We start from the raw sequence: 25,620 nt of genomic DNA, 5'->3' as shown, positions 1-25,620 counted from the left end.
TGATGAGGGTTCTGGTGGCAGGGGCGACAGGTGCGATGGGACGTCAGCTGGTGCCGCGCCTGGTGGGAGCAGGGCACGAGGTCCACGGCATGACCCGCAGCGCGTCGAAGGAGGCCTTCCTGCGGGGGCTCGGCGCGGTGCCCGTGGTGGCCGACGCGCTCGATCCCGAGCAGGTGGCCCGGGCGGTCGCCACGTCACGCCCGGAGGTCGTGGTGCACCAGCTGACGTCGATCGGGCCGATGGACCTGCGCCACTTCGACCGCGCCTTCGCCCAGACCAACCGGCTGCGCACCGAGGGCACCGACCACCTGCTCTCGGCGGCGCGGGCCGCCGGAGTGAAACGGTTCGTCGCCCAGAGCTTCTTCGCCGGCTACGACCGGGTCGGTGGGGCCGTCAAGTCCGAGGACGACCCGTTCGGCACCGCGCCGCCGCCCGGCATGGAGCAGACGGTCGGCGCCATCCGGCACGTCGAGGACGCGGTGCAGGCCGCCACGTGGACCGAGGGCCTCGTGCTGAGGTACGGCGGGTTCTACGGGCCGCACACCTTCCTCGGGCCGGACGGAGAGCAGACCGAGGCCGTGCGGCGCAGGAGGTTCCCCGTCATCGGTGACGGCGCCGGAGTCTGGTCGTTCGTGCACATCGCCGACGCGGCCAAGGCCACGGTCGCGGCCGTCGAGCGGGGCGCGCCGGGCATCTACAACGTCGTCGACGACGAGCCCGCGACGGTGGCGACCTGGCTGCCGGTGCTCGCCGAGGCGCTCGGGGCCAGGCCGCCCCTGCGCGTGCCGCGGCTGGTCGGCAGGCTCCTCGCGGGCGAGACTGGCGCCGTGATGATGAACGAGCTGCGGGGCGCCTCCAACGCGAAGGCCCGCCGTGAGCTGGGCTGGGCACCGACGCACGCCACCTGGCGTGACGGCTTCCGCGAGCTGGCGGCCCAGCTGCGTGCCGAGAGCGGTGCTGCGGCGTGACCGACGCCGACGCCGACGGCCGGACGGCAGGCGTTCCCGAGCGGGAGCAGCTGCTGACGGCCCTGCGCCCCGTGGCCTTCGGGATCGCCTACCGGATGCTGGGGAGCGTCACCGAGGCCGAGGACGTCGTGCAGGAGGCACTCCTGCGAGTGCATCGCGCCCTCGAGGGCGGCGAGCAGATCGCCTCGCCGCGGGCGTTCACCGCGACCGTTACGACGCGGCTCGCCATGGACGAGCTGCGGTCCGCGCGCGTGCGCCGGGAGCGCTACGTCGGTGACTGGCTCCCCGAGCCGGTGCTCACCGAGGGCTCGGGCGAGGACCCGGCCCGTGCGGCCGAGACCGCGGACTCCCTGTCGATGGCCCTGCTCGTGCTCCTCGAGAGCCTGTCGCCGGAGCAGCGCGCCGTCCTGCTGCTCCACGACGTGTTCGGCTACGGCTACGGCGAGGTCGCCACCATCGTCGGCAAGGCCGAGGCCAACGTGCGCCAGCTCGCCGTGCGGGCGCGGCGTCACGTCGAGGAGCGCCGACCGCGGTTCACCACCAGCCGGAAGCAGCAGAGCGAGCTGGCGAGCCGGTTCTTCGCCGCGGCCCGGACCGGCGACCTGGCCGGCCTCGAGGCGCTGCTCACGCACGACGTCGAGCTCGTCGGCGACGGCGGGGGCAAGGCGCCCTCGCTCGCCCGCTCGCAGCGCGGTCGCAGCCGGGTCGCGCACACCCTCACCAACTGGCTGCGCGCGCTGCGTCGCCTGCCGGAGATGGAGATCCGGCTCACCGAGGTCAACGGGGATCCCGGTGCGCTGTTCCTCGTCGAGGGCCGTCTGCTCGCCGTCTGGGCGCTCGACGTCGTCGACGGCCAGGTCGCGGGAGTCCGCGCGGTCGTCAACCCCGACAAGCTCGTCCACCTCGGGCCGGTCGGCGACGCCTACGCCCTGGTCCGCCGGATGGGTGGCGCCCGCCCCGGAGGTTGAGGGTCAGCTCCGCCGGTCGACGACGGCCCACGAGGCCGCTGCGCTGACGGCGGCGACGGCGAGGACGGACGGCCAGGCGCCGATCTTCTTCGCCAGCGGGTGCGACGCCCCGAAGCCGCCGAGGTAGAGCGCCGCGAGACCGGCGGTGGCCGGGGCCCCGGCCCTGGCCAGCCAGGTGCGCCCGGCATACAGCCCCGCTGCGCCGAGCACGACGCCCCGGAGGGGACGGATGCCGGTCTCGCGGGCGGCGACGTAGCCGCCGACGAGCCCGAGGGCTGCGATGGGGGCCGTCGTCACGTCGGCTGCGTCTCGAAGCTGCATGCGTTCGATCCTAGGCAGCCCGCCTGTGCGGGAGCCGCCGGGGCGGCGTCACGCTGCCTGGCGCGCTGAGCTGCCGTGACCGTCAGAGCTTCGGCTCGAGGTCGGCCACGACCTGGTCGGCCGTGAGGCCGAGCTCCTCGAGGATCTGCACCCGTGACGCGTGCTCGAGGAAGCGCTTCGGTATGCCGTAGGTGTGCACCGGCACGTCGACGCCGGCCTCGCGCAGGGCGAGCGTCACGGCAGCGCCCACGCCACCGCTGACGAGGTTGTCCTCGACCACGGCCACGGCCTTGGCGCGCCGGGCGAGGCCGACGACGTCGTCGCTGACCGGGAGCACCCACCGGGGGTCGACCACACGGACCGTGCGGCCGTGCGCGGCGATCTTCTCGCCCGCCTCGATGGCGAGCGCGGCGAAGGCGCCCACGCCGACGACGAGCAGGTCGACCTCGTCGCCGGCGTTCTCGAAGAGCACGTCGACGTCACCGACCGCGCGCACGGCGGTCACGGGATCGGCGACGTCGCCCTTGGGGAAGCGGATGACCGTCGGGCCGTCCGAGACGTCGACGGCCTCGCGCAGCTGCTTGCGCACCTGCTCGCCGTCGCGGGGTGCGGCCAGGCGCAGGCCGGGCACGATGGAGGTGAGCGTCATGTCCCACATGCCGTTGTGCGACGCGCCGTCGCTGCCGGTCACGCCGGCACGGTCGAGGATGAAGGTGACGCCGGCGCGGTGCAGCGCACAGTCCATGAGCAGCTGGTCGAAGGCGCGGTTGAGGAAGGTCGCATAGACGGCGACGACGGGATGCAGTCCGGAGTAGGCCAGCCCCGAGGCCATCGTCACGGCGTGCTGCTCGGCGATGCCGACGTCGAAGACGCGGTCGGGGTAGGCGGCGGCGAACCCGTCGAGCCCCACGGGGATGAGCATGGCGGCGGTGAGCGCGACGACGTCGGGACGGTCGCGTCCGATCGCCACCATCTCGTCGTTGAACTCGTCGGTCCAGATGCGGCCGCCGACCTCGAAGGGCAGCCCCGTCTCCGGGTTGATCTTGCCGACGCTGTGGAACTGGTCAGCGTCGTCGTCGATGGCGGGCTGGTAGCCGCGGCCCTTCTGGGTGATGACGTGCACGATGACCGGGCCGCCGAAGTCCTTGGCCTTGCTGAGCGCCCGCTCGAGGGCCTGCTCGTCGTGACCGTCGACCGGGCCGAGGTACTTCAGCCCGAGGTCCTCGAACATGCCCTGCGGGGCGACGATGTCCTTGATGCCCTTCTTGACGCCGTGGAGCGTCTCGAACATGGCTCCGCCGACGACCGGCGTCCTGGCGAGCGACCGCTTGCCCCAGTCGAGGAACCGCTCGTAGCCGCGCGTCGTGCGCAGCGTGGCGAGGTGGTCGGCGAGGCCACCGATGGTCGGCGCGTAGGAGCGCTCGTTGTCGTTGACGACGATGACGAGCGGCAGGGTCTTGTCGACGGCGATGTTGTTGATGGCCTCCCAGGCCATCCCGCCGGTGAGCGCGCCGTCGCCGATGACGGCCACGGTGTGCCGGTCGCCCTCACCGCTGAGACGACGGCCCTTGGCGATGCCGTCGGCCCACGAGAGAGCCGTCGACGCGTGGGAGTTCTCGACGACGTCGTGCTCGGACTCGGCGCGGCTCGGGTAGCCGGACAGGCCGCCCTTCTTCTTCAGCTTGCTGAAGTCCTGCCGTCCCGTCAGCAGCTTGTGCACGTAGGACTGGTGGCCGGTGTCGAAGACGAGCGTGTCCCGCGGCGAGTCGAAGACCCGGTGCAGCGCGATCGTCAGCTCGACGACCCCGAGGTTGGGGCCGAGGTGCCCTCCGGTCTTGGAGACCTCTGCGACGAGGAAGGTGCGGATCTCCTCGGCCAGCGCCGGCAGCTGGTCCGCCGGCAGCGCCTTGAGCGCCACCGGGCTCGTGATCGTCTCCAGCAGGGCCACGCTGCGTCGTCCTCTCGGGGGTGGGTCCGGCACCACACGGGTGGGTCCGTCGACCACACGGGTGGGTCGGTCGAGTCTACGGGTCAACGTCCGGGCGCTCCCAACGCTGCACGCAGGACGCTGTCGACCTCGTCACACAACTCTCACTCGCGAGCTCTCACAGTCGGGGCGCGAAGACCTTGCCCTGGAGGGCCTCGTGCAGCAGGCGCGCCGAGCGGGAGGCGGCCATGAGGCGGATCCCCTCCGCCTCGATCTGTCCGAGGATCTCGGTCAACGCCTCGGCCGGGACGTGCGGCCCGATGGCGACCCGCGCCTCGCGCCACGCGTCCCGCATCGCGACGACCTGGCCGTCGATGTGCCGCCCGGCGAGCCAGGCGAGCGCGATGGGGTGCCGCCGCCACCCGGCATACGCCCGGTAGTCCGGGGGGCACTGGTCGAGCAGCCAGAGCACCGCCCGCTCCTCCCAGCCCGGCGTGTGGGCCGGCGGGACGCCCGGCGGCCACCCGGGTGGGGTGTGACCGGTCGCGGCTGGGGTCGGGGACGGCATGCTCCCAGTCTGCCTCGCCTAGTCTCGGACCATGACGACGGTCAGCTGGGTGACGGCCTTCCTCGACCTGCCGCCGCACGTGCACGAGGCAGGCACCCGCTTCTGGTCCGCGGTGACGGCGTATGCCGTGTCGCCGGCTCGTGGGGACGACGCCGAGTTCACGACGCTGCTCCCGCCGGTCGGGGACCCCTTCCTGAAGATCCAGCGGACGACGGGCGACGCGACGGCGCGCCCGGGCCTGCACCTGGACCTCCACGTCGGCTCGGCCTCGGCCGAACGGGCGCAGGGCCTGGGCGCCGAGGTGGTGCACCGGTCGGAGCACGGCTACGTGGTGCTGCGCTCCCCCGGCGGGTTCGTCTTCTGCCTCGTGCACGAGGTCCTCTCGGAGCGGCCCTGGCCGACGCGCTGGCCCCAGGAGCACGAGAGCATCGTCGACCAGGTGTGCCTCGACATCCCGCCGTCGCGCTACGAGACCGAGTGCTCGTTCTGGTCGGCGCTGACGGGGTGGCCGGTCCGTGGTTCGGTGAGCCGGCCCGAGTTCCGCCATCTCGTGCGTCCCGACGGCATCCCGATCCGACTCCTGCTCCAGCGGCTCGAGGCCGCGGGCGACGGCCTCGTCACCGGCCACCTCGACCTCGCCTGCGACGCCCGACCCACCGAGGTGTCACGGCACGAGGCGCTGGGCGCGACGGTCGTCGCCGACCACGGCGGCGGCTGGACCACGCTGCGCGACCCCGCCGGGGCGCTCTACTGCGTCACCGAGCGCGACCCGCGCTCCGGCCTCGGTCGCTGAGCGGGCACCCCACGGACCGCAGGCGCGGCGTCTCGCGTGTCCCGCTGGGCCGCATCGGGTGCACGACGAGCTGCCACTCGTCGAGGACGTGTCGCGAGGGTGCCGGTGCAGACCGTGGCCACGGCGTCGCCCTGCCCCGTGACCAAGGTGCGGCGGATGCCGCCGGCCCGAGCCGGGTCGTGGCGGCAGCAGAGGCCAAACGCAACACATCTACGTGCGCTTGACCGACGTCACCGCCAGTTGGCCTCTGCCGGTGGCACCGGCAGGGGCACGTCGCGCGGGTGCATGACGTAGGCCAGACCGCCGTTGTCCCCCAGCCAGACCCGTTCGAACTGGTCGCGCCGGTAGACCGTGCGCACCTGCTCGTTGCTCGCGAGCCGGTGCGAGTTCGGGTCGTTCGACACGACGTCGCCCTCGGCTGTGAAGCCCACGATCGTGAGCAGGTGGCCGCTGGTCGCGTAGCCGGCGCCGTCGAGCTCGTCCTCACGGAAGGTCACCGACACCACCAGCGGCACCCCCGCGGCCAGGAACGCCTCGGCCTCGCTCAGGTCGCGCAGCCGCGTCACGTAGGCCCGCAGACCTCGGGCGCCCGCGTATGCCGTGTTGAACGCCCAGTTGCCCGCGCCCCCGTAGGCGCGGTCGAAGACCCGGCGTACGCCGTGCACCACCTCCGGGTCGACGGCGTGACCGACCCAGGCCACCTCGTCGGGCTTGGGGCCCAGACCCCAGTGCTCGAGCAGCATCGTCGTCGAGGTGGGTGAGCACCACGACTGTCCGCCGTTGTCCCAGTCGGGGAAGGTGTCGACGTGCAGGCGCTGGGAGTGGGGCGGGACCGCCACCTCGCACCCCCGACCGACACCGGGCGCGCTCGTCCGCTCATCGGCCCCGATCGCAAAGGCTGAGGCCGCACCGGCGACGAGCATGACTGTGGGCCAGACGATCTCGCGCCCTCGCTCGGTGAGGGCGGTGATCCGGAGCTGCCAGCGGTGCACGCCGCGCCCGGGCGCCGCGACCCACGTGTCGGTCTCGACCCGGCCCGACGCGCGACGCTGGTCACCCACGGTCGTGCGCGTGATCGGCGCCTCCCCCGCCCGGTCGTCCTCGGCCCACCGCGCGAAGGTGAACCACGGCTCCCAGCCCTCATCGTCGCCGACGCGCCCCTCGACGTGCAGCCACGTGCCGGCCGGCGTCCGGGCGTTCCACGACGGGATGAGCTCCGTTGCGACAAAAGGCGACTCGACGACCGGAGACTCCCAGACACGCGCCGCGTAGGCGACCGGTTCGGCTCCGGCGACGTGGATGTCCGCGTGCTCCATGTCGGGGGCCGGGGACCAGTCGAAGCCGGTCTCCCACACGGTCAGGAGGGCATGTCGGTCGGTCACGCGACGAGCATGCCATCCGGCTGCGTGTGCCGCTCGGTCGGGTCGCGTCCTCTGCGTCCGGCCACCTCGGATCGAGTGACGGGCACGTCGACCCGGGCGGACGGCATACGTGGTCGTCCGGCCAGGGACGCGGTCAGGCCCCGCACGCCGCGCGATGCGGCATACGGGGCCCGACGGGTGCTGCGTGCGTCAGCTCGCGACGAGCGAGCGCAGGACGTACTGGAGGATGCCGCCGTTGCGGTAGTAGTCGGCCTCACCGGGGGTGTCGATGCGCACGACGGCGTCGAACTCGACCGTCTCGCCCGACTCCTTGGTGGCGACGACCTTGACGGTCTTGGGCGTCGTGCCCTCGTTGAGGGCGGTGATGCCGGTGATCGAGAAGGTCTCGGTGCCCTCGAGACCGAGAGAGTCGGCGTTCTGGCCGGCCGGGTACTGCAGCGGGATGACGCCCATGCCGATGAGGTTGGAGCGGTGGATGCGCTCGTAGCTCTCGGCGATGACGGCCTTGACCCCGAGCAGGCTCGTGCCCTTGGCGGCCCAGTCACGCGAGCTTCCCGAGCCGTACTCCTTGCCCGAGAGGATCACGAGCGGCGTCCCGGCGGCGGCGTAGCTCTGCGCGGCGTCGTAGATCGTCGTCTGCTCGCCGCCCTGGGTGAAGTCACGCGTGAAACCGCCCTCGACGCCGTCGAGGAGGAGGTTCTTCAGGCGGATGTTGGCGAACGTGCCACGGATCATGACCTCGTGGTTGCCGCGGCGCGAGCCGTAGGAGTTGAAGTCCTTGCGCTCGATGCCGTGGTCGGCGAGGTACTTGCCGGCCGGGCTGTCGTTCTTGATGGCGCCCGCGGGGCTGATGTGGTCGGTCGTCACGGAGTCGCCGAGCTTGGCGAGCACGCGCGCACCCTCGATGTCGGCGACCGGGGTCGTCTCCATCGACATGCCGTCGAAGTACGGGGGCTTGCGCACGTAGGTCGACTCGCCGTCCCACGCGAACGTGTCACCCTCGGGCGTCGGCAGCGACTGCCAGCGCTCGTCACCGGCGAAGACGTCGGCGTAGTCCTCGGTGAACATCTCCTGGCTGATCGAGGCCGCGATGGTGCGCTCGACGTCGGCCGGGGCCGGCCAGATGTCCTCGAGGAAGACGTCGTTGCCGTCGGTGTCCTGGCCGAGCGGCTGCGACGCGAAGTCGAAGTCCATCGTGCCGGCGAGGGCGTAGGCGATGACGAGCGGCGGGCTCGCGAGGTAGTTCATCTTCACGTCGGGGTTGATGCGCCCCTCGAAGTTGCGGTTGCCCGACAGGACCGACGTGACCGCGAGGTCGTTGTCGTTGATCGCCTTGGAGATCTCCTCGTTGAGCGGGCCCGAGTTGCCGATGCACGTCGTGCAGCCGTAGCCCACGAGGTGGAAGCCGAGCTTCTCGAGGTAGGGCCACATGCCGGCCTTGTCGTAGTAGCCCGTGACGACCTTGGAGCCGGGGGCCATCGACGTCTTGACCCAGGGGGCGACCGACAGGCCCTTCTCGACGGCGTTCTTGGCGAGCATCGCGGCCGCCATCATGACCGACGGGTTGGAGGTGTTGGTGCAGCTCGTGATCGAGGCGATCGAGACGATGCCGTGGTCGATCTCGAAGGTGCGCCCCCCGGCGTCGGTGACCGACACCTTCTTCGACGGGCGGCCGTTGCCGTCGCCCTCGTCGGCGGGCTTCGAGCCGCCGTTGGTGCCGTCGGTCGTGCCCTGGGGCGACGGGTCGCTGGCGGGGAACGACGACGCGGCGCCGGCGTCACCCTCGTCGTGCGCGACGTACGTCGGGAGCACCTTGCGGAAGGCCTCCTTGGCGTCGGTGAGCGCGATGCGGTCCTGCGGACGCTTCGGGCCGGCGATCGAGGGGACGACGGTCGACAGGTCGAGCTCGAGGTACTCGCTGTAGCGTGCCTCGGGCTGGTCGGGACCGGCCTTGAGCCACATGCCCTGCTCCTTGGCGTACGCCTCGACGAGGGCAACCTGCTCGTCGGAGCGGCCGGTGAGGCGCAGGTAGTCGAGGGTGACGTCGTCGATCGGGAAGATCGCGCACGTCGAGCCGAACTCGGGGCTCATGTTGCCGATGGTGGCGCGGTTGGCGAGCGGCACCTGCGAGACACCCTCGCCGTAGAACTCGACGAACTTGCCGACGACGCCGTGCTTGCGCAGCATCTCGGTGATGGTGAGCACGACGTCCGTGGCGGTGGCGGCGACCGGGATCGAGCCGCTCAGCTTGAAGCCGACGACGCGCGGGATGAGCATCGAGACGGGCTGGCCGAGCATGGCCGCCTCGGCCTCGATGCCGCCGACGCCCCAGCCGAGCACGCCGAGGCCGTTGACCATCGTCGTGTGCGAGTCGGTGCCGACGCAGGTGTCGGGGTAGGCGACGAGCTCACCGTCGATCTCACGGACCATCACCGTGCGGGCCAGGTGCTCGATGTTGACCTGGTGCACGATGCCGGTGCCCGGCGGGACGACCTTGAAGTCGTCGAAGGCCGTCTGGCCCCAGCGCAGGAACTGGTAGCGCTCCTTGTTGCGCTGGTACTCGATCTCGACGTTGCGCTCGAAGGCGTCGGCGCGGCCGAAGACGTCGATGATGACGGAGTGGTCGATGACGAGCTCGGCCGGCGCGAGGGGGTTGATCCGGGCCGGGTCGCCACCGAGGTCGGCGACGGCCTCGCGCATCGTGGCGAGGTCGACGACGCACGGGACGCCGGTGAAGTCCTGCATGATCACGCGCGCGGGCGTGAACTGGATCTCGGTGTCGGGCTCGGCGTTCTCGTCCCACGAGCCGACGGCGCGGATGTGGTCGGCGGTGATGTTCGCGCCGTCCTCGGTGCGCAGGAGGTTCTCGAGGAGGACCTTGAGGCTGTAGGGAAGGGTCTGCTGCCCCTCGACCTGTGCCAGGCGGTAGATCTCGTAGGCCTTTCCCTCGACCTCGAGGGTCCCCTTGGCCTTGAAGCTGTCAACACTGCCCACGTCGGGCTCCTTCCAGCAACACTGATGTCACGGTGCTCGATTTATCTTGACGTCAAGATATATCTAACCACATGGGCTCGGCCCCTGTCAGTCCCTCCCTACCCGCCCATCCTCGTCCGCGTTCGCACTCCTGTCGCCCCTGGTCTCAGGCCGGGGACGCCTGAGCCTCGGACTGCTCCAGCGCGGCCCGGAACGACGGGTCGAGGTCGGCCTTGGCCCCGGCACCGGTGTCGAACCAGACGTAGGTGATGACGCAGGTGGCCGTGAGCAGGGCGCTGTCCCCGCGGCGCCAGATCTCGTGTCGCAGCGTGAAGGACGACGTGCCGATGCGGTCGACGGACACCCGGATGTCGGCGTGGTCGAGCGGCTTGAGGCTGGCGGTCCAGTCGATCTCGGCGTGCCGCACCAGCGCGAGCCGGTGCTCGTCGGCGAAGCGGTACGGGCCGTAGCCGACGCTGTCGAGGAAGGCCATCTTCGCGTCCTCGCACCACGTCAGGTAGTGGGAGTTGAAGACCACTCCCGCCAGGTCGATCTCGGAGAACTTCACCGCTACCGGATAGCTGAAGGACATGGGTGTCGCCTTTCGTGGGACCGACCTGCCGCGGCAACGTACCAGCCGGACCCGCACGGGCAGCCACAGCCCGGGCACAGGACCGTGCTGTGACGAGCACAGTGCCGGCGGCGACGATCGAGGAGACCGACGTCGCCGCCGTCGACGGACGACCGTCACGGTCCGCGACTCGACCGGTACCCACCGGCGCCGTTCTGCACACCACCACCGACCACCACCGACCATCACCGACCCACCGTCTCGAGGCCACCATGGACAGCCTGCTGCTCGCCCAGCTCACGGCGCTCGGCCCTTTCGCGCTCCTGCTGCTCATGGGCGTCGCCTTCGCGGAGACCGGCCTGCTGGCCGGCTTCCTCCTGCCGGGCGACACGCTCATGGTCGGCGCCGGCCTCCTCGTCGCCACCGGCGCGCTCCAACTGCCCCTGTGGCTCTCGCTCGTCGGCATCACCGTGGCCGCCGTCGCGGGAGACACGATCGCCTACCTGCTCGGCCGCCACCTCGGTCACCGGCTGGGCCGGCCCGGCGCGCGGGTCCTCACGGCCGGTCGGGTCGAGCAGGCACGGGCCTTCGTCGAGCGGCACGGGCCGCGGGCCGTGGTCCTGGCGCGGTTCGTGCCGGTGGTCCGAACCCTGACCCCCGTCGTGGCGGGCGTCGGCCTCATGGACCGGCGGCGCTTCATGGCCTACAACGCGGTCGGGGCCGCGGGCTGGGCCGTCGCGATGCTGGGCGGCGGCTATTGGTTCGGGGCGATCCCGGCCGTGGCCGACCACCTCGACGTCGTGATGGTCGCCGGCGTCCTCGTGTCCGCGGCCCCCGCGGTCGTGGCGCTGGTCCGCCGGCGCACGGGCCGCCGGACCGGGGCTGCCGACGGCGCAGGCGCACTCGCCTCGCCCAGCGCCCTGGGGACCCGGTCCACGCCGGCTGACGCGCACCCGGATCGGCAGCCTGCACGTCCCACCCAGCACGGCACACCGTCACCGCGACACGGGTGCCGTCGCCGAGCGTCAGCCGCGCGGCTCCAGCACGGCGATGCACTCGACGTGGTGGGTCATCGGGAAGGCGTCCCAGGCCTCGAGGGAGACGAGGTCGTAGCCGTGTGTCGCGGCGGCCTTGACGTCGCGCGCGAGCGCCGAGGGGTCGCAGGCGACGTAGACGACGCGCCGAGGTGCCATGCGGGCCAGCAGGCCCATGACCTCCTTGCCCGCTCCGATGCGCGGCGGGTCGAGCACCGCGAGGTCGGCAGTGACGTCCTGCCCGACGAGCGACCGCAGCTCGCGGTCGACCCGGTTGGCGCGCCACTCCACGTTCTCGAGGTGCTCGGTGTTGGTGGTGCCGTTCGCGACCGCGCCGCGGTCGCCCTCGATGCCCAGGACGAACCCGTCGGGAGCCACGAGCTCGCCGAGGCGCATCGTGAACAGCCCCGACCCGGCATAAAGGTCGACGACCCGGTCTCCGGGCTGGGCACCCAGGAGTGCGGTCACCCGCGACAGGAAGGTGGAGGCGGCGCCCGGGTGGACCTGCCAGAAGCCGCGCGCCGAGACGACGTACTCGCCCTCCCAGTCACCGTCACGAGCCAGCTCCCCGACGAGACCCCCTCCGGCGGCGGCACCCTCGGGGGCCGGCAGCGGGACGAGCACCGGCTCGTCAGGGTGCGCGGCGTCCACGACGTCCACCGACTCGACGTCGGGCCACTCCGTGTCGAGCACCCCGGAGTCGATGACGCCGCGGGTGGCGATGAGGCAGTCCTCGACGGGGACGACCTCGCGCGAGCGGTGGCGACGCAGCCCGGCACGGCCGGAACCGTCGACGGCGAACTCCACGCGGGTGCGCCAACGCAGACCGTCCTCGTCGCCCGGCACCGGGCGCACCTCGACGTCGACGTCGAGCCCGGCCACCCGCGTGAACTGCTCACGCACGACGGCCGTCTTGAGCTCGCGCTGCGTCGCGAGGGACGCGTGCTGGAAGTCGCACCCTCCGCAGAGTCCCGGCGCGGCATACCGGCACGGAGCCTCGACCCGGCCGGCGGCGGCCTCGAGCACCTCGACGGCGTCGGCGCGCAGGAAGCTGTCGCCGACACGGCCCTCGGTGACCCGGGCGACGACGCGCTCGCCGGGCAGCGTGTGACGCACGAAGAGCACCTGACCCTCGTGGCGGGCCACGCAGTGACCGCCGTGGGCCACCGCCCCGACCTCGACGGTCCACTCCTGGCCGACGAGCGACTCGCCGCCGGCGGTGCGCTCGCGGGGCTGTCGCGTGCTCACAGCGCCCCTCCGCGCACGGACCCGCTGATCGGCGGCTCGTCGATCCAGTCACGCTCGGCGCCCTCGGAGGACTGGAGCTGCCAGGGCACGCTGACGACCATGACTCCCGGGGTGAAGAGCAGACGCGCCTTGAGCCGCAGGGCGCTCTGGTTGTGCAGGATCTGCTCCCACCACTTCCCGAGGACGTACTCCGGCAGGTAGACGGTCACGATGTCGCGGGGGTTGCCGCTGCGGATCGAGCGGACGTAGTCGAGGATCGGCTTGGTGATCTGCCGGTAGGGCGAGCTCAGCACCTTGAGCGGCACCGGGATGTCGCGCTTGTCCCACTCGTCGAGCAGCGTCTGGGTCTCGTCCGGGTCGACGTCGACGGTGACCGCCTCGAGGTAGGACGGGCGGCTGGCGCGGGCATAGGCGAGCGCGCGCATCGTCGGCTTGTGCACCTTGGAGATGCACACGATGGCGTGCACGTGGCTCGGCAGCATCGGCCGCTCGACGTCCCAGTCGATGGCGAGCTCGTCGCGGACCCGGTTGTAGTGCTTCTTGATCCCGAGCATCAGCACGAAGAGGACGACCATCGCGAGGATGGCGTACTTCGCCCCGGCCTGGAACTTGGTGATCAGCACGACGACGAGCACGGTGGCCGACATCGCGGCCCCGACCGCGTTGATGACGCGCGAGCGCTGCATGCGCGAGCGCTCCTTGGCGTTGCGCTCGAGCCGGAGGTTGCGGGTCCAGTGCCGAACCATGCCGATCTGGCTCGTCGTGAAGGAGACGAACACCCCGACGATGTAGAGCTGGATCAGGGCCGTGACCTCGGCCTTGAAGACGATGACGAGCACGATGGCAGCCCCGGCGAGGATGAGGATGCCGTTGCTGAAGGCGAGCCGGTCACCGCGGGTGTGCATCTGCCGGGGCAGGTAGCCGTCCCGGGCGAGGATCGAGCCGAGCACCGGGAAGCCGTTGAAGGCCGTGTTGGCGGCGAGCACGAGGATGAGGCCGGTGACGATCGAGACGAAGACGACGCCGATCGGGAAGCTGGCGAAGACGGAGTTCGCGAGCTGGCCGATGGCCGTGTGCTGCACGTAGGAGTCGCCCACCGGCTGGCCGTTGCGCAGCAGCTGCGCCCCCGGGTCGTCGGCGATCTTGACGCCGGTCCACTGGCCGAGGGTGATGATCGAGCCGAGCATGAGCACCGACAGCGTGCCCATGAGCAGCAGCGTCGTGGCGGCGTTGTCGCTCTTGGGCTTCTTGAAGGCCGGCACGCCGTTGCTGATCGCCTCGACGCCGGTGAGGGCGGCACAGCCGGACGAGAAGGCGCGCAGCAGCAGGAACGCCGCGGCGAGGCCGGTGAGGCCCTGACCGTCCTCCGGCTTGAGGGTCAGGCCGGCGCTCTCGGCGGGGGTGAGGGTGCCGGTGAAGTGCTGGACGAAGCCGTAGACGCCCATGCCGATGATGGCCAGCATGAACGCGTAGACCGGGACCGCGAAGGCCTTGCCGGACTCGCGGACGCCGCGCAGGTTCATGGCGGTCAGGAACAGGATGAGGGCCACGGCCACGATGACCTCGTGGCCGCGGACGAACCCGAGCACCGTGGCGGCGTTCTGCACGCCGGAGGAGATCGAGACCGCGACGGTCAGCACGTAGTCGACGAGCAGCGCGCTGGCCACGGTCAGGCCGGCGCGCGGGCCGAGGTTGACCGTCGCGACCTCGTAGTCGCCGCCACCGGAGGGGTAGGCGTGCACGTTCTGGCGGTAGGAGGCGACGACGACGACCATGACGAGGACGACGGCGACCGTCACCTGCCAGCTGTGCGTCGCGACGAAGGCGCCGCCGGCGAGGCCGAGCATGAGCAGGATCTCGTCGGGGGCGTAGGCCACCGACGAGAGGGCGTCGCTCGCGAAGATCGGGAGGGCGAGCCGCTTGGGCAGCAGCGTCTCGCCGAGCTTGTCGCTGCGCATCGCACGACCGAGCAGGAGGCGCTTGAACAGCGAACCGGTACCGGGCACGACGACACTGTATGACGGATCGGCACCCCGCACCGACCCACTCGGGACGGCGCGGACACACCCCCGAGAAGGTATGCCGTCACGGCCGTTTCACGGGCTGGGCGCCGTGCGCGGCCTGCGGGGTGGGTGACCCCGTCACGGTGTAGCGTCGCGTCCGTGCACTTCGTCATCATGGGATGCGGCCGCGTCGGGTCGACCCTCGCCCGCACCCTCGGCCGAGGCGGCCACGACGTCGCGATCATCGACGCCGACGCGTCGGCCTTCCGTCGTCTGGGCACCTCCTTCGAGGGCCAGACCGTCACGGGCATCGGCTTCGACCGCGACACCCTCGTCGCAGCCGGCATCCGCGAGGCCTACGCCTTCGCTGCCGTCAGCAGCGGAGACAACTCCAACATCCTCGCGGCGCGCGTGGCGCGGGAGACGTTCGGCGTCGAGCACGTCGCCGCGCGCATCTACGACCCGCAGCGCGCCATGGTCTACCAGCGGCTCGGCATCCCGACCGTGGCCACGGTGCGCTGGACGTCGGACCAGATGATCCAGCGGCTGCTGCCCCAGGGGGCCGTCCCCGAGCTGACCGACCCCAGCGGCAAGATCGTCATCGCCGAGGTCCCGCTCGACGAGGGCTGGGTCGGACGCCACCTCACAGAGGTCGAGGAGCAGACCGGCGCCCGCGTCGCCTACGTCACCCGCCTCGGTGAGGGCACGCTCCCCCGGCCCGACATGGTCGTCCAGCAGGGCGACCTCGTGCACCTCACCGTCCCGCGCGACGACCTCGCTCGCGTCGAGCGGCTCTGCGACCAGGCCCCGGCCGCCCACTGACCGGCACAGGAGAAGAATCCCCCATGCGCGTCGTCATCGCCGGAGCCGGAAGCGTCGGCCGGTCCATCGCCCGTGAGCTGCTCGGCAACGGGCACCAGGTGCTCCTCATCGACAAGGACGCCGACGACGTCCAGGCCTCGCGGGTGCCCGAGGCGTCGTGGCTGCTCGCCGACGCCTGCGAGCTGGCCGCCCTCGAGGAGGCGCGGCTCGAGGAGTCCGACGTGTGCGTGGCCGCGACCGGCGACGACAAGGCCAACCTCGTGCTCTCCCTGCTGGCCAAGACCGAGTTCGGGGTCCCCCGCACCGTCGCCCGCGTCAACAACCCGAAGAACGAGTGGATGTTCGACGAGTCGTGGGGCGTCGACGTGGCCGTGTCGACCCCACGCCTCATGACGGCACTCATCGAGGAGGCCGTCAGCATCGGCGACCTCGTGCGCATCTTCGAGTTCCAGCAGGGCCGGGCCTCGATGGTCGAGATCACCCTGCCCGAGGGCAGCCCGTTCGCCGGTCGGCGCGTCGGTGACGTCGACTGGCCCACCGACACCGTGCTCGTCGCGATCATCCGCGAGGAGCGGCCGCTCGCGCCGACGCCCGACGACGCCATCGAGGCCGGTGACGAGCTGCTGTTCATCACCACGACCGAGCAGGAGGACCGCCTCCAGGACCTCGTGGCCCCGGGTGAGCGGCACCACGGCACCGACGACACCGACGGCTGACGCCCCAGGCTGCCGAAGCCGCGGCACCCGTCGACCACCGCCCGTCCGCGAGGGAGGCGGCGGCGGCTCAGACCAGCCGGTTCGGGTCGATCGGCGTGCGACCGCGCAGCAGGATCGCGCCCATGGCCGTGATGGCCACGAGGTAGGCCGGCCAGCCCAGCACGACCTTGGCCACCCCGAGGGCCGCGACCTGCTCCGCGAGGTAGAGCGGCACCATGATCGCGAGCCGCACGACGTTGAGCGCGATGAGCACCCACGCCAGTCGGGCCGCGACGGTGACGATGCCGGAGTGTCGCCGCCACCACGTGGGGTTCTCGGCGAACGCCTCCGGCTCGGCGACGCCGACGACGAAGCCGAAGAGCGGCCAGCGCGTCAAGTTCGTCACGAGCAGCAGCACCAGGAGGCCGGCGTTCTGGAGCATGCCGGGCAGGAAGGCGTCCTCCGCCTTGCCCGACCGGAGCGCGAAGAAGGCCGAGATGGCCACTCCCGCAGCGGCATACGCGATGAAGCGAGGGTCCTGGCGCTGCACGAGGCGCACCACGAGAAGGAGCGCGACGCAGACTCCGGCCACGACGAGGGCGGTGCGGAGGTTCTCGGTGCGCGCCCACACGAGGGCGAAGGCGAGCGTCGGCACGGCCGACTCGACGGCGCCGCGCCACCCGCCGATCGCCTCGGACAGCTTGTCGCGCAGCAGGTCCTCGACGGTGACGTAACGACGCAGGTCCGCCTCGGAGCGCGCGACGCCGTCCGCCTCCCCCACACCCGGCACGGCGGCCTCGCCGTCGACGTCAGCCATGCGCCTGCCCCGAGCGACCGATGATCTCGTAGGCGGGGTTGAACATCGTCATGACCTTCCGGCGGTTGGTGATGCGCCCGGTGGCCCGCACCTTGATGCCGGGCACGATGCCGGCGATGCGGCGCCGGCCGAGCCAGACGAGGTGGAGCGACTCGGTGCCGTCCCAGACCTCGACGTCGAGCGCCGGGGTCTCCTCCCGGGGCCGCAGGGTCACCGAGCGCACCTCGCCGCAGACCGTGACGGTCGTGCGTTGCGGGGCATCGCCGATGTGGACGACCCCGGCGAGGTCCGAGGACTCGCGACGCAGCTCGGCGGCCTCGATCTCGTGCGCCGAGCGCGTCAGGCGCTCGGTCAGCCGCCGCAGGGCGCCCGGCTGGCCCGTGGTCACGCGCGTGCCCCCGCTCGGCGGACCATCCGACGGAGGGCTCGACGCGGCGCGTGACCCGGGCGGGTCATCAGCGGACCTCGGTGATCTCGGGGCCGCGCTCGAACGGGTTGAGGTCGGGGCCGCCCGCTGCCTCGTCGGCCGAGCCGTCGGCCTGGGCGGCGCCGTCGGCGTCGGGCAGCCGCAGCGGCAGCAGCTCGCGCGGAGGCATCGCCTCGTCACCGCGGTCGATGACGGCGGTGCGGATGACGTCGTGGACGGCCTCGGCCGCTGCCGGCTCGATGGCGGCGCGACCGGAGACGACGGCCCGGAGGAACCACCGCGGCCCGTCGATGCCGACGAACCGGGCGGGCATGAAGACGGTGCGGCCCTCGGCGTCGGCCTGCGGCATGCGCGTCAGCAGCTCCTCACCGAACTCGCCCGTCAGCACCTCGGCGGTGCCCCCGGCGTCGACGATGCTCGCGGCGATCTCGTTGCGGATGTCGATCCACACACCCTCGGTGCGCGGGGCCGCGAAGGCCTGCAGCTGCACGGCGGACTCACCGATGACGGCCGTGACACCGGTGATCTGCTGCTCCTGCTCGTTGACCTCGAGGCGCAGCTCCATGCCCTGCTGCCCGCGCAGCCAGATGGCGCCGAGGTTGAGGTAGTCGCTGTCGTCGTCGATCTCGCTGCGGTCGAGCGGGCCGGTCGTGCCGTCGCGACCGACCTGGCCGCCCTGACCGCCCAGCCCGTCGGTGGCGGCGTCCGTGCGGTCGGTGTCACCGTGCGCCTCGTCCGTGACCTCGTCCTGCCCGGCGCGGTCGAGGCCGTCGTCGGTCAGGTCTGCGTCCACGGCAGTGGCGTCCGGGCGGTCCTTCGACTTGCCCCGGCTGAAGAGTCCCACGTCATTCCGTCCTTTGAGTCCTGCTGCCCGGCGGGCGTCGTGCCCGGGCGGGGAGGTGTTCACGGCGCCGACGCAGCGCCGGGCGAACCGTATCCGATGATCACGCCACGCCGGGCGTCTCCCCCGATGTCGGCGAGGCGGAGCCGCCGGGGCCGAAGCCGCCGGTGGATCCGTGTCCAGTGTCCCCCCGCACGGTCTCGTCGAGCGAATCGACCGCCAGGAAGTGCACCCGCTCGACGCGCTGGACGACGAGCTGGGCGATCCGGTCGCCGCGCCGGACCGTGAAGGCCTCGCGCGGGTCGAGGTTGACGAGGTTGACGAGGATCTCGCCCCGGTAGCCCTCGTCGACGGTGCCGGGGGCGTTGACGATCGAGATCCCGTGACGGGCCGCCAGCCCCGACCTCGGGTGCACGAAGCCGGCGTGGCCGGCCGGCAGCGCGAGCGCCACCCCGGTCGGGACGAGGACGCGCTCGCCGGGCTCGATCGTGACGTCGACCCGCGCGCAGAGGTCGGCTCCGGCGTCGCCGGGGTGGGCGTAGCCGGGAAGCGGCAGGTCCGGCTCGAGGAGCCGGACCGGGACAGCACAAGGGTCGGTCACGAGGACCGACCCTACTGGCTCCAGGCCGTGCTGCTGCCTGGTCGGAGCTGCGCTCAGGCGGCGCACTCCGTGCAGATCATCATGCCGTTGCTCTCCTTGGCGAGCTGGCTGCGGTGGTGGACGAGGAAGCAGCGTCCACAGGTGAACTCGTCGGCCTGCTTGGGCAGCACGCGGACCGACAGCTCCTCGCCGGAGAGGTCGGCGCCGGGCAGCTCGAAGCCCTCTGCCTGCTCGGTCTCGTCGACGTCCACGCTGGACGACGTCTTGTCGACCCGTCGTGACTTGAGCTCCTCGATGGAGTCCTCGTTGAGGTCGTCGTCAGTCTTGCGTGGCGCGTCGTAATCGGTTGCCATCTCGTTGTCTCACTTCTACTTGTGATGCGCCTTGCGGTCTGTGACGCGGAGAACGCTCGCGGGGCCCTGCTTGTTCCCGGGCCCCCCATACCGCCGTCGGTATCGTGACGGCGGCGAGAGATGTCCGCTGGCGCGTATGGTGCCTGATCGCCCTCGCGTTGTCACGTCGCCCGAGCCAAGGCCTGAGACGGAGGCGGGACGCACCTCCCACACCTGCCGTTTTCGGACCAAGAGTTCACCTTCCCTTTGCCATCCACCGACCTTGGCGGGTGCACATTGAGGGTCCTACGGCGCGGTAGGGTCTCCGGACCCGACCGATCAACGACCCAGGCCCGGAGGTGGCACCCATGACCGAGTTCGTCGACCAGATCAGGCAACGTGTCAACGACGCGCTGGGCGACCTTGCCGACGCGCAGACCGCGGGCGACGACTACCGGGTGCAGGTCCACACCGGTGAGCTCGAGTCCTTCGCCCGCCTCGCTGCCGAGAACGGCATCCGCGTCCCTGAGCTCGAGCCCTTCCAGGCGGCCTGAGCCGGTCCCCAGCACCACCCATCCACCGCGGGCGTATGCCGTCCGCTCCCGTGAGGACGTTCAGCGCCCCACCCGGCCGTGCCGGGTGGGGCGCTGACCGTTCTCCGGTCGGGTGCTCGCTCAGTCCGAGGCGCCGCCGCTCGGGGTGACGAAGAGGCTGCGCACCTGCTCGACGAGGGCCGGCCCGGCCGCGACCGTGAGGGCCTTCCCGGGAGCGCTCAGCGGGCCGTGCTCCTCCGCCCCGACGACGACGCCCCCGGCCTCCTCGACGACGAGCCAGCCGGCAGCGAGGTCCCAGGCGTTGAGCCCGGTCTCGGCGTAGGCGTCGACCGAGCCCTCGGCCACCCGCACGAGGTCGAGCGCGGCGCTGCCGATGCGCCGGATGTCGCGCACCTGCGGGAGCACGCGCAGCAGCACCTCGGCCTGCCGGGCACGTACCTCCGGGTCGTAGCCGAAGCCCGTCGCCAGCAGCGTGCGGGCCAGACGGTCCTCCGCGGAGACCGAAAGGCGGTCCGGCCCCGGGGCGTCGCGCCGGTCGCCGACGCCCTCTGCCCCTTCCGGGCTCGTCCACGCGCCGGTGCCACGACCTGCGTGGTGCACCAGGCGCAGGCAGGGGTCGGCGACGGCACCCGCGACGGGGACCCAACCGCCCTGGGCGCGCGCGTCGCCGAGGACGACGGCCACGGACACGGCATACGCCGGCACCTCGTAGAGGTAGTTGACGGTGCCGTCGATGGGGTCGATGACCCACGTCAGACCGGACGTGCCGGCGACGTCGGCGCCCTCCTCGCCCAGGATGCCGTCGTCCGGGCGGGCGGCCTGGATCAGCCGGTGCAGAAGCTCCTCCGAGCGCCGGTCCATGACGGTCACGACGTCGGTCTCGCTCGACTTGGTGGCGGCGACTCCCATGCGTTCGGGCCGCTCGTCACGGATGAAGCGGGCGGCCTCGGTGGCGAACCGGATGCACAGGTCCTCGAGGCCCGCGACGGTGACGCCCTGTGGCAGCGCGCCCTCGGCTCCCGCCGGTGTGGTGGCCATCGCCGGCCTCAGTCGCTGCCGCACAGGGCGGGACGCGCCTGGCGCAGGTTGGGGCAGCAGCCGGGTGCGCACACCGACGGCATGCGCCCCTCGAACTGCGGGACGTCCTCGCCGCGCGCCTCGGCCGCACGCTCGAGGAGCGCGTCGACGAGGTCGCGCACGAAGACGGCGTCGGTGCCCACGGTCGGCACGCGCACGTGGGTCAGTCCCAGCTCGTCGGCGGTCTCCTGCGCCTCCGTGTCGAGGTCGTAGACGACCTCCATGTGGTCGCTGACGAAGCCGATGGGCGCCGTCACGACCGTGCGGACGCCGGCAGCCGCGAGCTCGCGCATGCGGTCGTTGACGTCGGGCTCGAGCCACGGCTGGCTGGGAGGCCCGGAGCGGGAGCAGAAGACGAGCTCGCCCGTGAGGTCACGACCGAGCACCCGGTTGGCCTCCTCGGTGAGCTGCGAGGCCAGGGCCCGGTGCTGACGCTGGTAGAGGTTGCCCTCACCGTCGCCGGGTCCCGACGTGTCGTCCATGGCGTCCGGGATCGAGTGGGTCACGAACAGCAGCGCGATCTCGGAGTCCGGCGCGCCGTCGAGGGCCCGGAGCGAGCGCACGAGCTCGCCGGCGTTGGCCTCGGCGAAGCCCGGGCGCCGGGCGTACTGGGCGACCTTGTCGATCTGGAGCTCGATGCCCTCCTCGGCGACCGTTGCGGCGGCGTCGGCGAGGTTCTCGCGGTACTGCCGGCAGGAGGAGTAGCAGGAGTAGGCGCTCGTCGTCAGGGCGACGACCCGACGGTGCCCCGCGGCGTGGCTCTCGCGGAGCGCGTCGTCGATGAACGGCGCGCTGTTGCGGTTGCCCCAGATGATCGGGGTGTCGATGCCGCGCGCGTCGAGCTCGGCACGGAGGGCGGCGATGAGAGCGCGGTTCTGGTCGTTGATGGGGCTGCGGCCCCCGAAGTGGTGGTAGTGCTCCCCGACCGCCTCGAGCCGCTCGTCCGGGATGCCGCGACCCGCCGTGACGCGGCGCAGGAAGGGCATGACCTCCTCGGGCGCCTCGGGGCCGCCGAAACCGAGCAGGAGCACGGCGTCGTAGGGCTCGAGCGGCGGGTGCTCGGTCGCGGCCTGGGTCGGCTCGCTGGTCGGCTCGCTGGTCGGCTCGCTGGTCGGCTCGGTGGTCGGCTCGATGGTCGGCTCGATGGTCGGGTCGGGGGTCGGTGCTGCGTCTGGTGTCATGTCTCCGCCATCGGGGTGGTCGAGGGGTTTCGGGTGGGACTGGCGAACGGGGTGGTGCAGGGGTGCGCTGATGGTTCGCCGCTCCGGCTACATGGGATTGGAGCGAAGCGGCGTCGGGGCGTTGAGGTGCAGGCGCACGGCGAGCATGCGCAGGGCGAACACGACCCCCGCGGCGGTCCACAGCACCCAGTCCTGCAGGGAGCCGAGCTGGGCAGCGACGACGACGACCACGGAGCCGAGCATGGCGGGGACGGCATACAGCTCCCGGCGCAGCACCTCGGGGACCTGACCCGCGAGCACGTCCCGCACGACGCCTCCCCCGACGGCCGTGATGACGCCGACGAGCACGGCGGCGATGGGCGAGACCCCGGGCGTGGTCACCGCCTTGAGGCTGCCGGCGACGGCGAAGGCGCCGAGGCCCGCCGCGTCGAGGACGCGGACGAAGCGCGTGATGCGTTCGACGCCGGGGTGGAAGAGGAAGGTCACCAGACCGCCGAGGGCAGCGGCGGTCAGCAGGCGCCAGTCGCTGATGCCCATCGGCGGGATGTCGCCGATGAGCAGGTCGCGGACGATGCCGCCGCCGAGGGCTGCGGCGCACGCCAGGACGAGGACCCCGAAGAGGTCGAAGCGCTTCTTGACGGCGACGAGGCCCCCGGAGAGCGCGAAGACGAACACGCCGACGAGGTCGAGGGCGAGCTGCGCGGATGCGAAGGAGGTAGGCATGCCAGAGCAAACGGTACCTGTGCGGCGTGGGCGCTTTGGCTCGCACCCGGCCCGGTGGCATGCTCGTCTGCACGACGCACCGGCGTGCCCGTCACGCGGACACCGGGGTTGTCGGCGCAGACCAGGCACGACCACGCAGACTCGGCACCGGGAGACCCACCCATGCAGCACCTCAGGCTCGTCGGCGTCCACGAGGACGGAATGCACCTGCTGCTGGCCGACGACGAGGGCAGCCGCTTCGCCGTCCCGCTCGACGAGGCGCTCCGTGCCGCGGTGCGTCGCGACCGGCCCCGCCTCGGACAGCTGCAGATCGAGGTCTCGGGAGGTCTGCGCCCCAAGGACGTCCAGGCGATGATCCGTGCCGGCCTGACCGCCGAGGAGGTGGCCGAGCGCGCCGGCTGGACGGTCGAGAAGGTCCACCGCTACGAGGGCCCGATCCTGGCCGAGCGCGAGCACGTCGCGGGCCTGGCCCGACAGGTCCGTCTGCGCCCCCGCGGCGGTTCGCACGGAGGCGCGCCCACGCTCGATGCCCGGGTCTCGGAGCGGCTGCGCACGCGGGAGATCGACGCCGGCAGCGCCCGGTGGGACTCACGACGCACCGACAAGGGCGCCTGGACCGTGCTGCTCCTCTTCAACGCCGGCGGCCGCGAGCGCGAGGCCGCCTGGCAGTTCGACCCGCTCGCCCGCACCGTCTCCGCCGTCGACGACGAGGCCCGCTGGCTCAGCGAGGACGAGGACCAGCAGGCACCGGGTCCGATCCCGGCTCCGCACCTGGCTGCCTCGAACCGCCCGAGCCGCGTCTACGACGTCGAGGCCGAGGGTGGCGTGGGTGCCTCGGCGACCCGTCGTCGGGACGGCGAGACCGTCGACCTCATGGCCGCCATGCGCGAGCGCAGCGCCCAGCGTGGGCGTCGGCGCCGCCCGCGTTCGACGGAGGTCCCGGGGCTCGACGAGGCCCCCGAGGAGGCTCTGCCCCTGGACGAGCTGGCTGCCGACCCGCGCGACGAGCTGCCGCCCCCGGCCCACACCCACCCCGAGGACGACCCTGACGTCGTGAAGACCGGCACGGTCGAGGAGCGGGTGGGCGTCGAGGCGGCTCGGCGACAGGCACGCCGCACCGAGCCGACCCAGCCGGTGCGCCAATCCGCCGGACAGCCTGCCGGTTCACCGTCCCGCCCCCGTCCGGCGGGCCGTGAGTCCGTCGCCGACGAGCCGGGCCGTCCCGACGCGGAGCCCGAGAAGCTCCGTTCGCGCGGACGCGCAGACGCCGACGACCGCATCGACGTCGACGGGGAGCTCGACGACGATCTCGACGACGATCTCGACATGGATCGTGACGGCGACTCGGCAGGCCTTCCGGCCTCGGTGGACAGCAACGCCACGCAGACGGACACGTTCGACCACGACGACCAGGACGACGCCGACGACAGCCAGTCCCACGACATCGACGTCCACGACAGGGACGCCCACGCCGACGAGCACGCCGGCTCCCCCACCGCCGCGGTCGACCCGACGTCTCGGCGCGACCGCACCCACGAGGACGAGGCCCGCAGCGCTCGACCGCAGGACACCGACCGGGACACCGGCCGGGACTCCCACCCGGAACCCCGCGAGAGCCCCGACCGGAGCGGCGACCGCGCGTTCGACGAGGACCAGCCCCTGCGGCCGGCTGCCCGCCGACGCCCGGACCAGCGTCCCGTGTCCCGGATCCCTGCCGAGCGCGGGCCCGGAGCCGCCGGTGTCCCGGCGACACCGAGGCCCGGCGGGTCGCCCGGGTCGACCCGCTCCTCCACGTCCTTCGAGCAGGACGGCGAGGACGTCGTCGAGCAGCGCGTGCAGCCGCAGCGGCCCAAGCCCACCCCTCGCCCCGCCCAGCCCGCCCGCAAGTCCGGGCGCCCGAGCGTGCCGAGCTGGGACGACATCATGTTCGGCCGCAAGAACGACTGAGCGCGAGCTCTACGCGCCCGACCCTCACCGGAACCGGACGTAACCCCGGGGGTTGGCCACCGGCGGTGGCGCGGGCCGCCCGACCCAGGCGGTGAGCCAGCCTGACCGCTCGAGCGGGCCGGGCGGCATACGCGCCCGGAACGGGGTCAGTCCGCCTGGGTGATCGGCAGCGGCGGCAGGGGGCACACGTCGAGGTCGAACGGCAGCACCTCGGAAGAGACGGCGGCGGCCTTGGCGGCGTGCGAGGTCATCCGGCGCATGTAGTGGCGACGGCAGAGCACCTCGTACTCGACGATGCCCGCCGTGCCGGGCTTGGTGTCGCCGACGACGACCTGCTCGCCCTCGACGACCATGACACCGTCCATGACGCGCGCATTGGTCGTCGCGCGGCGACCGCACCAGCAGAGCGCCTCGACCTGGAGCACCTGCACCTTGTCGGCCAGCTCGATGAGGCGCTTGCTCCCGGGGAAGAGCTCGGTGCGGAAGTCAGCCGTGATCCCGAAGGCGAAGACGTCGACGTCCATCTCGTCGACGATGCGAGCCAGCTGCTCGACCTGGTCGCTGGTGTAGAACTGCGCTTCGTCGCAGATGAGGTAGTCGATGCGCGTGCCCGCCGTGGCCCGCCCGACGATGGCCTCCCAGAAGTCGAGGTCGTCCCCTACCTCGAGCGCACCCGTCGAGAGGCCGAGGCGCGAGCTGAGCACGTTGCTGCCGGCCCGGTCCATCTTGGTGAAGATGAGCCCGACCCTCCCGCGCGCGCCGTGGTTGTGGTCCATCTGCAGTGCGAGGGTCGACTTGCCGCAGTCCATGGTCCCGGAGAAGAAGACGAGCTCAGCCACGAGGCACC

The 25,620-nt window shown here is 72.2% G+C and carries 24 protein-coding genes and 1 pseudogene; 8 read left to right on the top strand and 17 right to left on the bottom strand.

Annotated features, from left to right (window positions below):
• Window positions 1-2 precede the first annotated feature (2 nt).
• Window positions 3-968 (top strand): NAD-dependent epimerase/dehydratase family protein, encoded by a 966-nt coding sequence (locus tag ABD297_RS16165; protein ID WP_344256066.1) that lies wholly within the window; start codon window positions 3-5, stop codon window positions 966-968.
• Entirely contained in the window at window positions 965-1,936 is a 972-nt protein-coding gene (locus tag ABD297_RS16160; RefSeq protein WP_344256065.1) for an RNA polymerase sigma-70 factor, read from the top strand. The genes ABD297_RS16165 and ABD297_RS16160 overlap by 4 nt, the downstream gene beginning before the upstream one ends.
• Window positions 1,937-1,939: 3 nt before the next feature.
• Here the strand turns inward: ABD297_RS16160 and ABD297_RS16155 are convergent, their stop codons facing one another.
• The 3 genes from ABD297_RS16155 to ABD297_RS16145 all read right to left on the bottom strand — a co-directional run bounded on the left by ABD297_RS16155 (window position 1,940) and on the right by ABD297_RS16145 (window position 4,752).
• A complete protein-coding gene (locus ABD297_RS16155) occupies window positions 1,940-2,257 on the bottom strand; it encodes a hypothetical protein (RefSeq protein ID WP_344256064.1) in 318 nt (105 codons plus the stop codon).
• An 82-nt stretch (window positions 2,258-2,339) separates the two neighbouring features.
• Window positions 2,340-4,205 (bottom strand): 1-deoxy-D-xylulose-5-phosphate synthase, encoded by a 1,866-nt coding sequence (gene dxs / locus ABD297_RS16150; RefSeq protein WP_344256063.1) that lies wholly within the window; start codon window positions 4,203-4,205, stop codon window positions 2,340-2,342.
• Window positions 4,206-4,362: 157 nt separating this feature from the next.
• Entirely contained in the window at window positions 4,363-4,752 is a 390-nt protein-coding gene (locus ABD297_RS16145; RefSeq protein ID WP_344256062.1) for a hypothetical protein, read from the bottom strand.
• A gap of 31 nt (window positions 4,753-4,783) precedes the next feature.
• Between ABD297_RS16145 and ABD297_RS16140 the strand changes: the two genes are divergently transcribed.
• The gene (locus tag ABD297_RS16140; RefSeq protein ID WP_344256061.1) at window positions 4,784-5,545 is read left to right on the top strand and encodes a VOC family protein; all 762 of its coding nucleotides are present in this window, start codon (window positions 4,784-4,786) and stop codon (window positions 5,543-5,545) included.
• Between the two features lie 230 nt (window positions 5,546-5,775).
• Here the strand turns inward: ABD297_RS16140 and ABD297_RS16135 are convergent, their stop codons facing one another.
• The 3 genes from ABD297_RS16135 to ABD297_RS16125 all read right to left on the bottom strand — a co-directional run bounded on the left by ABD297_RS16135 (window position 5,776) and on the right by ABD297_RS16125 (window position 10,492).
• Window positions 5,776-6,927 carry a peptidase C39 family protein gene (locus ABD297_RS16135; RefSeq protein WP_344256060.1) on the bottom strand — a complete coding sequence of 384 codons (1,152 nt, stop codon included), beginning with the start codon at window positions 6,925-6,927 and terminating at the stop codon, window positions 5,776-5,778.
• A 189-nt stretch (window positions 6,928-7,116) separates the two neighbouring features.
• A complete protein-coding gene (gene acnA, locus ABD297_RS16130; RefSeq protein WP_344256059.1) occupies window positions 7,117-9,921 on the bottom strand; it encodes an aconitate hydratase AcnA in 2,805 nt (934 codons plus the stop codon).
• Window positions 9,922-10,066: 145 nt separating this feature from the next.
• Complete coding sequence (locus ABD297_RS16125) at window positions 10,067-10,492, bottom strand: acyl-CoA thioesterase (RefSeq protein ID WP_344256058.1); 426 nt, start codon at window positions 10,490-10,492, stop codon at window positions 10,067-10,069.
• A gap of 251 nt (window positions 10,493-10,743) precedes the next feature.
• Between ABD297_RS16125 and ABD297_RS23730 the strand changes: the two are divergent.
• Window positions 10,744-11,166: pseudogene (locus ABD297_RS23730) on the top strand (DedA family protein); the annotation flags it as partial.
• A gap of 330 nt (window positions 11,167-11,496) precedes the next feature.
• On the opposite strand, the gene ABD297_RS16115 reads toward ABD297_RS23730, so the two are convergent.
• Both ABD297_RS16115 and ABD297_RS16110 read right to left on the bottom strand, forming a co-directional pair.
• A complete protein-coding gene (locus tag ABD297_RS16115; RefSeq protein WP_344256056.1) occupies window positions 11,497-12,753 on the bottom strand; it encodes a class I SAM-dependent RNA methyltransferase in 1,257 nt (418 codons plus the stop codon).
• The gene (locus ABD297_RS16110; protein WP_344256108.1) at window positions 12,750-14,711 is read right to left on the bottom strand and encodes an APC family permease; all 1,962 of its coding nucleotides are present in this window, start codon (window positions 14,709-14,711) and stop codon (window positions 12,750-12,752) included. The genes ABD297_RS16115 and ABD297_RS16110 overlap by 4 nt, the downstream gene beginning before the upstream one ends.
• 204 nt (window positions 14,712-14,915) lie before the next feature.
• Here ABD297_RS16110 and ABD297_RS16105 point away from each other — a divergent pair, with 204 nt between their 5' ends.
• Window positions 14,916-15,578 carry a potassium channel family protein gene (locus ABD297_RS16105; RefSeq protein WP_344256055.1) on the top strand — a complete coding sequence of 221 codons (663 nt, stop codon included), beginning with the start codon at window positions 14,916-14,918 and terminating at the stop codon, window positions 15,576-15,578.
• A 23-nt stretch (window positions 15,579-15,601) separates the two neighbouring features.
• Window positions 15,602-16,294, top strand: a complete 693-nt coding sequence (locus ABD297_RS16100; RefSeq protein WP_344256054.1) for a potassium channel family protein — start codon at window positions 15,602-15,604, stop codon at window positions 16,292-16,294.
• 67 nt (window positions 16,295-16,361) lie between these two features.
• On the opposite strand, the gene ABD297_RS16095 is transcribed toward ABD297_RS16100, so the two are convergent.
• The 5 genes from ABD297_RS16095 to ABD297_RS16075 form a co-directional block, all read right to left on the bottom strand.
• A complete protein-coding gene (locus ABD297_RS16095) occupies window positions 16,362-17,090 on the bottom strand; it encodes a DUF3159 domain-containing protein (RefSeq protein ID WP_344256053.1) in 729 nt (242 codons plus the stop codon).
• Window positions 17,083-17,478 (bottom strand): OB-fold nucleic acid binding domain-containing protein, encoded by a 396-nt coding sequence (locus ABD297_RS16090; protein WP_344256052.1) that lies wholly within the window; start codon window positions 17,476-17,478, stop codon window positions 17,083-17,085. Before ABD297_RS16090 ends, ABD297_RS16095 begins: the two co-directional genes overlap by 8 nt.
• A 67-nt stretch (window positions 17,479-17,545) precedes the next feature.
• A complete protein-coding gene (locus ABD297_RS16085) occupies window positions 17,546-18,361 on the bottom strand; it encodes a DUF3710 domain-containing protein (protein WP_344256051.1) in 816 nt (271 codons plus the stop codon).
• A 100-nt stretch (window positions 18,362-18,461) separates the two neighbouring features.
• Complete coding sequence (dut, locus tag ABD297_RS16080) at window positions 18,462-18,959, bottom strand: dUTP diphosphatase (RefSeq protein ID WP_344256050.1); 498 nt, start codon at window positions 18,957-18,959, stop codon at window positions 18,462-18,464.
• 53 nt (window positions 18,960-19,012) lie between these two features.
• Window positions 19,013-19,312, bottom strand: a complete 300-nt coding sequence (locus ABD297_RS16075; RefSeq protein ID WP_030146251.1) for a DUF4193 domain-containing protein — start codon at window positions 19,310-19,312, stop codon at window positions 19,013-19,015.
• 347 nt (window positions 19,313-19,659) lie between these two features.
• On the opposite strand from ABD297_RS16075, the gene ABD297_RS16070 reads away from it, so the two are divergent.
• Window positions 19,660-19,845: a hypothetical protein gene (locus tag ABD297_RS16070; protein WP_344256049.1), complete on the top strand. Its 186-nt coding sequence runs from the start codon at window positions 19,660-19,662 to the stop codon at window positions 19,843-19,845.
• Window positions 19,846-19,965: 120 nt separating this feature from the next.
• Here ABD297_RS16070 and ABD297_RS16065 read toward each other — a convergent pair whose 3' ends face one another.
• The 3 genes from ABD297_RS16065 to ABD297_RS16055 form a co-directional block, all read right to left on the bottom strand.
• Window positions 19,966-20,883 carry an inositol monophosphatase family protein gene (locus ABD297_RS16065; protein ID WP_344256048.1) on the bottom strand — a complete coding sequence of 306 codons (918 nt, stop codon included), beginning with the start codon at window positions 20,881-20,883 and terminating at the stop codon, window positions 19,966-19,968.
• An 8-nt stretch (window positions 20,884-20,891) separates the two neighbouring features.
• Window positions 20,892-22,103, bottom strand: a complete 1,212-nt coding sequence (locus ABD297_RS16060; protein WP_344256047.1) for a ferrochelatase — start codon at window positions 22,101-22,103, stop codon at window positions 20,892-20,894.
• Window positions 22,104-22,190: 87 nt separating this feature from the next.
• A complete protein-coding gene (locus ABD297_RS16055; RefSeq protein WP_344256046.1) occupies window positions 22,191-22,826 on the bottom strand; it encodes a trimeric intracellular cation channel family protein in 636 nt (211 codons plus the stop codon).
• 162 nt (window positions 22,827-22,988) lie between these two features.
• On the opposite strand from ABD297_RS16055, the gene sepH reads away from it, so the two are divergent.
• Window positions 22,989-24,773 (top strand): septation protein SepH, encoded by a 1,785-nt coding sequence (sepH, locus tag ABD297_RS16050; RefSeq protein ID WP_344256045.1) that lies wholly within the window; start codon window positions 22,989-22,991, stop codon window positions 24,771-24,773.
• Between the two features lie 146 nt (window positions 24,774-24,919).
• Here the strand turns inward: sepH and ABD297_RS16045 are convergent, their stop codons facing one another.
• Window positions 24,920-25,612, bottom strand: coding sequence for a thymidine kinase (locus tag ABD297_RS16045; protein WP_344256044.1), 693 nt, complete (start codon window positions 25,610-25,612; stop codon window positions 24,920-24,922).
• Window positions 25,613-25,620: the final 8 nt, after the last annotated feature.

Source organism: Terrabacter carboxydivorans, from assembly GCF_039532035.1.
Lineage (GTDB): Bacteria > Actinomycetota > Actinomycetes > Actinomycetales > Dermatophilaceae > Terrabacter > Terrabacter carboxydivorans.
This window is presented reverse-complemented; position numbering and strand designations above follow the sequence as displayed.

What these genes read in the sequence shown, in the direction of transcription:
- ABD297_RS16165 (WP_344256066.1), top strand. Translation starts at nt 3, where the DNA reads ATGAGGGTTCTGGTGGCAGGGGCGACAGGTGCGATGGGACGTCAGCTG.
- ABD297_RS16155 (WP_344256064.1), bottom strand. Translation starts at nt 2,257, where the DNA reads ATGCAGCTTCGAGACGCAGCCGACGTGACGACGGCCCCCATCGCAGCC.
- ABD297_RS16145 (WP_344256062.1), bottom strand. Translation starts at nt 4,752, where the DNA reads ATGCCGTCCCCGACCCCAGCCGCGACCGGTCACACCCCACCCGGGTGG.
- ABD297_RS16140 (WP_344256061.1), top strand. Translation starts at nt 4,784, where the DNA reads ATGACGACGGTCAGCTGGGTGACGGCCTTCCTCGACCTGCCGCCGCAC.
- ABD297_RS16125 (WP_344256058.1), bottom strand. Translation starts at nt 10,492, where the DNA reads ATGTCCTTCAGCTATCCGGTAGCGGTGAAGTTCTCCGAGATCGACCTG.
- ABD297_RS16110 (WP_344256108.1), bottom strand. Translation starts at nt 14,711, where the DNA reads ATGCGCAGCGACAAGCTCGGCGAGACGCTGCTGCCCAAGCGGCTCGCC.
- ABD297_RS16100 (WP_344256054.1), top strand. Translation starts at nt 15,602, where the DNA reads ATGCGCGTCGTCATCGCCGGAGCCGGAAGCGTCGGCCGGTCCATCGCC.
- ABD297_RS16095 (WP_344256053.1), bottom strand. Translation starts at nt 17,090, where the DNA reads ATGGCTGACGTCGACGGCGAGGCCGCCGTGCCGGGTGTGGGGGAGGCG.
- ABD297_RS16075 (WP_030146251.1), bottom strand. Translation starts at nt 19,312, where the DNA reads ATGGCAACCGATTACGACGCGCCACGCAAGACTGACGACGACCTCAAC.
- ABD297_RS16070 (WP_344256049.1), top strand. Translation starts at nt 19,660, where the DNA reads ATGACCGAGTTCGTCGACCAGATCAGGCAACGTGTCAACGACGCGCTG.
- ABD297_RS16065 (WP_344256048.1), bottom strand. Translation starts at nt 20,883, where the DNA reads ATGGCCACCACACCGGCGGGAGCCGAGGGCGCGCTGCCACAGGGCGTC.
- ABD297_RS16060 (WP_344256047.1), bottom strand. Translation starts at nt 22,103, where the DNA reads ATGACACCAGACGCAGCACCGACCCCCGACCCGACCATCGAGCCGACC.
- ABD297_RS16055 (WP_344256046.1), bottom strand. Translation starts at nt 22,826, where the DNA reads ATGCCTACCTCCTTCGCATCCGCGCAGCTCGCCCTCGACCTCGTCGGC.
- sepH (WP_344256045.1), top strand. Translation starts at nt 22,989, where the DNA reads ATGCAGCACCTCAGGCTCGTCGGCGTCCACGAGGACGGAATGCACCTG.